This is a genomic window from Kurthia sp. Dielmo (genome assembly GCF_000307285.2).
In the GTDB taxonomy this organism is placed as follows: Bacteria; Bacillota; Bacilli; order Bacillales_A; family Planococcaceae; genus Kurthia; species Kurthia populi.
On the sequence record NZ_HE578960.1, the window covers coordinates 154,074 to 161,326 of the forward strand.

8 protein-coding genes and 1 pseudogene are annotated in these 7,253 nt (G+C 33.8%); 4 read left to right on the forward strand and 5 right to left on the reverse strand.

Translation table 11 applies throughout. The features are described 5' to 3' along the window. Window positions 1-34 precede the first annotated feature (34 nt). Window positions 35-949, reverse strand: a complete 915-nt coding sequence (locus KTHG_RS14275; RefSeq protein WP_139994538.1) for a phosphotransferase — start codon at window positions 947-949, stop codon at window positions 35-37. A 151-nt stretch (window positions 950-1,100) separates the two neighbouring features. Here KTHG_RS14275 and KTHG_RS14280 point away from each other — a divergent pair, with 151 nt between their 5' ends. Next, window positions 1,101-1,652: a hypothetical protein gene (locus tag KTHG_RS14280; protein WP_139994540.1), complete on the forward strand. Its 552-nt coding sequence runs from the start codon at window positions 1,101-1,103 to the stop codon at window positions 1,650-1,652. 41 nt (window positions 1,653-1,693) lie between these two features. Here KTHG_RS14280 and KTHG_RS14285 read toward each other — a convergent pair whose 3' ends face one another. Beyond that, a complete protein-coding gene (locus KTHG_RS14285) occupies window positions 1,694-2,560 on the reverse strand; it encodes an SMI1/KNR4 family protein (RefSeq protein ID WP_139994542.1) in 867 nt (288 codons plus the stop codon). Window positions 2,561-2,690: 130 nt separating this feature from the next. Continuing rightward, complete coding sequence (locus KTHG_RS14290; RefSeq protein WP_186439625.1) at window positions 2,691-3,551, reverse strand: helix-turn-helix domain-containing protein; 861 nt, start codon at window positions 3,549-3,551, stop codon at window positions 2,691-2,693. 378 nt (window positions 3,552-3,929) lie between these two features. Here KTHG_RS14290 and KTHG_RS14295 point away from each other — a divergent pair, with 378 nt between their 5' ends. After that, the gene (locus KTHG_RS14295) at window positions 3,930-4,421 is read left to right on the forward strand and encodes a hypothetical protein (RefSeq protein WP_139994546.1); all 492 of its coding nucleotides are present in this window, start codon (window positions 3,930-3,932) and stop codon (window positions 4,419-4,421) included. A 192-nt stretch (window positions 4,422-4,613) separates the two neighbouring features. Further along, window positions 4,614-5,126: pseudogene (gene speG, locus KTHG_RS14300) on the forward strand (spermidine N1-acetyltransferase). Between the two features lie 78 nt (window positions 5,127-5,204). Here speG and KTHG_RS14305 read toward each other — a convergent pair. Further along, a complete protein-coding gene (locus KTHG_RS14305; RefSeq protein WP_139994548.1) occupies window positions 5,205-5,429 on the reverse strand; it encodes a hypothetical protein in 225 nt (74 codons plus the stop codon). 500 nt (window positions 5,430-5,929) lie between these two features. Continuing rightward, window positions 5,930-6,430 (reverse strand): GNAT family N-acetyltransferase, encoded by a 501-nt coding sequence (locus KTHG_RS14310; RefSeq protein WP_255512476.1) that lies wholly within the window; start codon window positions 6,428-6,430, stop codon window positions 5,930-5,932. Between the two features lie 141 nt (window positions 6,431-6,571). On the opposite strand from KTHG_RS14310, the gene KTHG_RS14315 reads away from it, so the two are divergent. Continuing rightward, window positions 6,572-7,253, forward strand: a 682-nt coding sequence (locus KTHG_RS14315; protein ID WP_255512477.1) for an arsenic resistance protein, incomplete at its 3' end; no start/stop codon positions are given.

The following is a 7,253-nucleotide window of genomic DNA, read 5'->3' on the forward strand; positions in this document are numbered from 1 at the left end:
AAGGAAAATGACTTGTTTTGTCCCAGCCTCTTTATTATGTCTTTAAAATTTGTAACGTCTCTTCTAAAAATAAATGCCTATTAGCTACATTTTCGATTCCTCTAGCTACGCGGTCATAGCGGAATGCACGAATAATCGCTTTTAAACGCTTCGCGACGGCTCGCTCCTCCTTTGTCCATACACGATGTTTTTGATACGCCTCCGTAAATAATGTGTAACGCTCCTCAGCCGAAAACATGCTGTCCGATTCCACATGCCAACAGCAATAGACAGCTACCGCAATGCACTCATTTAACAGGCGCTCATCGCCAGCTAAATTAAAGTCAAAAACACTTTGCACACAGTCTCCATCAAATAACATATTATAATGACAAAAATCCCCCTGCACAGCAGCTATCGGCAGACGCTTCCAACAATTCTTCAAGTATGTACGATGTGCTAAATACTGTGTTTCAATTTCTTCAAAAATATTTTCTTGTCCGTACGCTGCCTTCATTTCTAAAAAGCTTAGCTCATTTTCATCATAATCCCCAATTGCCTCCGTTGCATTACCGCCAAATAGACTCCAAGACGTCGCTCGGTGAAAACGGTACGATTGACGAAGTGATTCTGCATGCAGTTTTCCAAGCATCGTGGCCATTGATAGAAGCATACTATCTGTTAAATGATTTACTTCTCGCCCAAACTGACGTGTTTCTATCGTCCAAGTGAGGCCATCTTTTGCTACTGCATATACCTCATCTTGTGTTTTTTTATAGCTAGGCACCGGTAAAATCCCTATCAATTTATTTGCAAATTGTGCCTGTTGCTCTACCTGCCAAAGTGGTGCTTTTTCTCCTTTTACAATCCACTCGTCTCCTTCTATATCACGAATAGCATAGATTTTTTTCTCACTATCGCGTATAATCTTTTTCTTTTCGGTTCGGATGCCCCAAGTTTGCTCTATCATTTTTTCACTTCTTCCTTTATTTTTATCTTTTATGTAAAAATCCAATTGAAAATCAAAAATAAATCTATAATAATACTAGCGTGACCGATATATATAAAGAATTTATTCCCATTAATTATATGATATAAATCGAACGGAGATGTTTTACATTTTGGCTCATTCTATTTCATTGCAAAAAGTTTATTTTTTCAGTGACAATTTTACATTTGCCTATGCCATTCAAGGTTTTGTTGAACGATATTTAGCAAATGAAATTGAACTCATTAACATTGTTTATTTTCATACACAAGCAGATAAACAGCGTTATACAGCAAATCAAGTGCTCTCTGAAACCGTTCAACATTTAAATGAAATCGGTCTAAACAATTTTAAATTTATCCAACCGGTCGTCATTACTGGCAGGCAGGAGCTTAAACAAATGTCAATTGAGGAAGATAGCGCGATTATTACGATTTTCAATTCACCAATCAGCTATGAAAAATTTGAAGAAAATCCTGTTTTTACAAACCGACTACATCATAATTTCTTTAATCTTCATTTACCCTATCATGATGTGCATTTGATGCAGGATTATTTTATGCGTATTAAGGCCTTGCGTTATAACCGCGATACACTAGGTATGTATATTAAAGCGTACCAATCACATCTGAAAAAAGAAAAAGATTTCGACCCAAGTTTTTATACAGTACCCACACATCGATAAACGATTAAAAAACAGCCCGCCTTGGACTGTTTTTTTACTATTTATTTTGCTTCTGCCGCTCTTAAAAATCCATTAACTCTAGTTTTATAGTGATTTGCATCAGGACCCTCATTACGCTCAATCATTTCCGCAATCGTATGAATCTCTGAAAAATGTCCTGTTAAAACACCTGTTTTTATATGTTTTTTTAATAGTAAAATAACGCTTTGCGCCACTTGGTCACATACCTCTTCATGCTTACTATGAACAGCAAAATTCAGCTGTTTAATAAACCATTCCACTGGCACCTCTTGACGTTCAAAATAATAAAACCCATTTTGAATTCCAATATTATCTTTATCCTCCTTAATTAACGTTTCGAAGGCCTCTTGTGAAATAACTTCATCTTCATCTTCGTCTTCATAGTCATAATCATCTTCGTCTTCATCTATATAGTTGGTTAAATTCTCGATAAATGTCTCAAAATCCGGCGCAATTTCAATATCTAACTCTAGTTCTAAATCAATATAGCAAATCGATGGATTATCCCCTGCATAATTCCGATAATCTAAACAGACTGCATAATGAGCTTCATCAGAAATAATAATAATATTCTCTGGATATTCCCATTCTTCTATCATATAAAAAGTGCCCCCCATCGCCGTGTCATCCATTGAGATACCATATAAATGTGAAACACCAATTACTTCTTGCTCGTCTGAATCCTTTACATTCACGTAATATGTATTTTTTGCATCTGACAAACTCCCACCATTTTGAAGTGACATTAATTCAATATATGCCTTTGGAAGTGTCACATTAAATTGTTGCTGCACCTCTTTAATTACTTCAGCTGTTAAAGGCTCTACCTCATAATAATCAAATGCTACTAAATCTGTACCATGCTCAAAGATGCCTGCTGTTTTCATTTCTCTATCCCCTTATTTTTCATTAGCGAACATTTGTTCTTTTCATCTTACAATACAAAAATAAAGAAATCAATAATGTACCTACTACAAAAAACTCCTATAACACATACCTATCGTAGGAGCTTTTTAGTTATTCCATTTCTTTTAATAATTGATGCAAACGCCCTTCATAAAAAGTATATAAATCATGATGATCAAGTAATTTAAAAACTTCAAGCGCCTGGCGACTAAGTTCGATTCCTTCTTCTTTTTTATCTAAAATCATACGCAAGCCTGTATAGTACTTAATCATCGTTTGCTCGAAGAAACGATTTTGCTCACTATATAATTTTTTAGCAACATTTAAAAATATGTCTATCTTTTTATAGTTTTTTATTTTAAAACTTATATTGATAAGATTGAACAATAACATTCCAATAATTTCATAATCGCTTTTTAATTCTTTATATTTTAAAGCTCTATCTATTAGATTATCTGCGAGAAGCATTGTTGTATTAGGTGGAAATAAGTATAAAAAATTATTGAACAAAACCAATTCATAATAAGTCCATTCATTAACACTCATTAGATACTCCGTTAGCTCCTGACGATAAAACTCTGGTATTTTTTCTATATCAAATTTCATTGCAATGCACTCACATAAAATGACTAAATGTCGATAATAAATATCCTGTGTTTCTTCAAATTTATATTGGGAATGCTCTTTTAATTTATTTACACTTTCAAAATCATTTTTCACATACATATCTATTATTTCTGAATAAGTACCTGTCTTCTCACTTACTTTAAAATCATTTTTCATAAAAAGAAATTCATCATAATTCACATTACAATAGTCTAAAATATATGTTAATTTCTCTGAAGAAATTTGATGATGATTGTTTTCGATTTTTGCTAAATAGGGTCTTGTAATCATCATAGCATTGGCAACTTGTTCCTGTGTTAGACTTTTGCTCTTACGGATTCGTTTTATTAATGTTCCAATTTTCAATTTCTCCACCATCCAAATGTGTCATATAGTTTACAAACTGTGCACAAGGTTCACTTTTCTATTATATTATTTTTAAGGAGGTGATGATAATGGAAAAACATAAATTTTCAACAAAATTTAAAACAGCACTAGGGTATTATTCTTTGCTAGCAGCAACAGTTATTGTCGCAGCAGCAGATCACTGGTGGCTAGTTAAGCCTTAAACTCTTAAATATGCTTTTATCTAAAGAATGATTCCATTATTCATCCCAAATGGAGATCACCTCTTACTAGTACTTAATTTAAAAATCCCTATTATGTAATAACCCGAATTGGGCCCACAATTCTTCACCGCCATGAGAATTGTGGGTTTTTCTGTATCAAAAAGGAGGAAGGGATATGAAAGTTTATTTTGACGAGCAGCATTTTTTGCGAGAAGCAACATTAGACCAGCAACATCTACAGCAAAAAATCACTGAATATGAGCAACAATTCCCTCATGCGAAGGATTTAGAAAAATACCGGCTTGCTAGTATTCTTGGTTATTATTATCGCCTTCACAGTGTGCATGTTCCAACTGATATTGTTGTGGCTGAAAATTATTTTCACATCTGTCTGGATTATGCGCGAGAAAACAATGACCCCAAAAAAGAACTCATCACACTTGTTCGTCTTGGTGAAACATACAAATATAGTGACTTACATGCGCTTGCGTTAAAATTATTTAAAAAGGCACTATTCTTATGTAATACACATCTTATCGAATCACATCGAGATTTTATTTTGCAACATATGGGGAAATGTTATATGGAAGTTGGGTTTCATCAAAAGGCTCAAAACTGTTTTCATCAAGCCTTAGCACTACGCAAGCAAAAAAGAATACGGAATTAATTGACTCCACCAAAAAGGCACTTTTGCTAAATCATAAGCTTGAAATGACAGGTAGATTTTCAAAATGAATTTATAAATAAAACAATTAACAAACTAATTTATTAACTAATTAATTTTATTTTTTACACATGTTGACTCTACAGCTACTGGATACTTTATGCTCAACGTAGAAATCATGAAGGAGTTATACTTATGAAAGCAAATATACAATTACGCGCTCTTGAACGTGAAGACCTACGCTATATTCATCTCTTAAATAACGACAACAAAATTATGTCTTATTGATTTGAAGAACCTTATGAATCATTTGCCGAGTTACAAGATTTATTCGAGAAACATATTCATAACCAAAGTGAACGTCGTTTTATCTTAATGGATGATAAACAAACTGTTGGTCTCGTTGAGCTAGTAGAAATCGATTTAATTCACCGAAATGCAGAGTTTCAAATTATTATCGACCCACAATCACAGGGAAAAGGTTACGCAAGTATAGCTACTAAACTTGCAATTGAATATGCCTTTACGATTTTAAACTTGCACAAGATTTATTTACTCGTCGATAAGAAGAATCACAAGGCAATTCATATTTATCGAAAGACATGCTTTCAAATTGAAGGCGAACTGAAAGAAGAATTTTTCATTAATGGGAGCTACCATGATGCGATTCGAATGTGCATGTTCCAGCGCGATTTTTTAAACAATTAAAATAAAAACACTACTCGATATTGAGAGTAGTGTTTTTATTTATTAATTAGTTAACAAATTAATTAACTAACTAATTAATTATTTTTTCTTCTTTGATACTGTCTCTGTTCCAATGGCGCCAATAATTGCTATAAGCAATGGTCCTGCCATCCAAAAAAGGGAATCATTAAAAAAGGTGATTTGCCAATCTAAAAAATGATTTCCAAGTGCTACAATAATTTTAATAATAATTAGCAAAGCCCCAATTAAAAATAGCCCATCGAAAAAAGCTTTTAACTTCGGATGATTTGTTGTCTTCTGCATATAAGCCTCCTATCGTTCTACACTTTCCATTTATTCAAATAATACATTTCTGTTATTTTTTTAGGATTTCGAAGAGGTGTGATAAACGCCAAACTATTGTCATCCGGATCATTAAAGTGAATTTTTGCGCGCGCCCCTATTTCATTTGCTATTAGGAATAGCTCAGTCGGCGCAAATCCAAAAGCTTCTCTTGATGCAATATCTCGATGTTGCAACCGTTTGACTACATCTTCTAAATCCTCCAGCTCTACTTAAAGCAATATGCCGAACAGATGGGTGACAAGATACGTTAGCATGTTACAATCCTAACTAGTTTTTCTGTTCTACAATCTAAAAGAATATAAATTTATCGTCTACAAGATGATCTACTATTAAACCTAAATCATTGTAAAAATCGATAGCTATTTTTAAATTCGATTGGGAAACGTGCATCATACAATTCGTTAATTATCTGATGTTCTATTTAAATTTATTTATTAATTAATAGTTTAATAAATTAACTAATTAATTTCAAAAACATATACTTCTTCATTCAATAGCCTACCACCTATACGAACTTTTACCGTTTTAACATAGTCTGCACCTAAATACGTATAGAAGTGGCGCGTCGCATTATCCGCTAACACATCGACATATACTTTTTTATAGCCCTGCTTTTTAAAAGCGTGCATCAGTTGGTCTACTAATTTGCGACCAATTCCTTGCCCATGACAAGCATCTAATACGTAAAGTGATGTTAAGTCCGTCGCACCTACTTCTGTATTTTCCTTACGTTTTCCTCCGGTAATGAAGCCGATAATTCCCGATGAATCCTCCGCTACAAATATCATATTTTCACGATTTTCTAAATTTTGATTCCATAATTTTGTGCGCTCTCCTACAGATAATTCATCTAAAAAATGTTGTGGAATAATCCCCTTATACGTTGTTTGCCAACTTTCAACATGCACCGCTGCAATCCCACTTGCATCTTTTTTTATAGCTTCGCGAATAGTGATCATACTGTCTCCCCCATTCTTTAGTTGTTAGTATACAGGAATTTTTTTACATTATCAGTCTAACTTATTTAAACACTTTTTTAAGAAAATAATACGCTGTGCTACAATAAGTACAGCATTCATAGAAAGGAGCCTCCACTTCAATTGCTCACTCGAGATACACTTGAAAAACAACAAATTTATTATTATTTCTTGGCACTCTTTCTTGGTGCACTCGCTGGTATCTTCTCACCTTCAATTGCCAGCTCATTCTCTGCAATTATTTCGATAACACTCGCCATTTTAATGTATAGCATGTTTTCGCAAATTCCATTTACATCCTTAAAAAAATCATTCGTCAATAAGCGTTTTCTTGCAGCACTATTAACGATAAATTTTCTTGTAGTACCGCTAGTTGTCTGGCTATTAACACGCTTACTACCTGACAATTCACCGATGCTTCTTGGGGTCTTTCTTGTTTTACTAACACCATGCATAGACTATGTCATCGTTTTCACAGCGCTTGGTCGTGGGAATGAAAAGCTAATGCTCCTTGCTACACCGATTTTATTACTTGCGCAAATGCTCTTGTTACCACTTTATTTAACACTTTTTATCGGAGAGCAGGCCGCAGCAATTATCGAAATTCGCCCATTTATTGAAACATTTTTAGTCATTATTTTACTACCACTAGTTTTTTCCATTTGTATTCAATTACTTGCAACGAAAAAAGAAGTTGCCCAAAAGGTACTTGATGGTTCCGCGTGGCTACCGGTTCCGTTCATGGCATTCACTTTATTTATCATTGTGGCTTCACAAATTACGAAGGTCTTAACATTTATCGAGG

Coding starts and splice junctions, on each gene's coding strand:
- KTHG_RS14285 (WP_139994542.1), bottom strand. CDS start 2,560: ATGAAAACAGCAGGCATCTTTGAGCATGGTACAGATTTAGTAGCATTT.
- KTHG_RS14275 (WP_139994538.1), bottom strand. CDS start 949: ATGATAGAGCAAACTTGGGGCATCCGAACCGAAAAGAAAAAGATTATA.
- KTHG_RS14310 (WP_255512476.1), bottom strand. CDS start 6,430: ATGATCACTATTCGCGAAGCTATAAAAAAAGATGCAAGTGGGATTGCA.
- KTHG_RS14295 (WP_139994546.1), top strand. CDS start 3,930: ATGAAAGTTTATTTTGACGAGCAGCATTTTTTGCGAGAAGCAACATTA.
- KTHG_RS14305 (WP_139994548.1), bottom strand. CDS start 5,429: ATGCAGAAGACAACAAATCATCCGAAGTTAAAAGCTTTTTTCGATGGG.